Origin of the sequence: Streptomyces alkaliphilus (assembly GCF_014141535.1) — a bacterium.
GTDB lineage: Bacteria > Actinomycetota > Actinomycetes > Streptomycetales > Streptomycetaceae > Streptomyces > Streptomyces alkaliphilus.
In genome coordinates this window covers 1-461 of sequence record NZ_VKHT01001728.1, presented here as the reverse complement: position 1 = coordinate 461, position 461 = coordinate 1, and the positions used below count along the sequence as shown (strand labels likewise).

The following is a 461-nucleotide window of genomic DNA, read 5'->3' as shown; positions in this document are numbered from 1 at the left end:
CCGGAAAACCGGAGGGGGCACCTCCGGGCGTGGGGGCCGGCCGGGTGAGGAAGGACTCCGGGATGGAGGCATCGGTGTGGGCGCGGACGGCGGTGAGAGGGTTACGGACACGCCGGGGCGGGTGCCCCGGCCCGGCCCCGGGGGCACGGCGGTGACCACCGCCCGGGTGTGGGTGCGGGGCGTGCTCGCCGTGGGGCTGCTCGCCGGGTTCTACGCGCTGGCGTTCACGCTGGTGGCGCTGACCCTCGTCCTCGTTCTGGTGTCCCTGTGGATGGTGGTGGCGGCCCCGTACCGGGCCGGTCCCTGGGCGCTCGCCCTCGGCGCCGGCATCCCGGCGGTGTTCGCCCTGGTCCACGGCGTCGTCACCGTCAGCCGGGCGGAGGAGCACCCGCCGGGCAGCGTTCCGCTGCGCCGCTCCGATGCCCCCGGACTGTGGCGGCTGGTGGAGGAGTTGGCCGAAC

At 76.4% G+C, this 461-nt stretch carries 1 pseudogene; it reads left to right on the top strand.

Annotation, left to right across the window (positions count from 1 at the left end):
• Nucleotides 1-151: 151 nt before the first annotated feature.
• A pseudogene (locus FNQ90_RS26510) lies at nucleotides 152-461 on the top strand (M48 family metalloprotease); the annotation flags it as partial.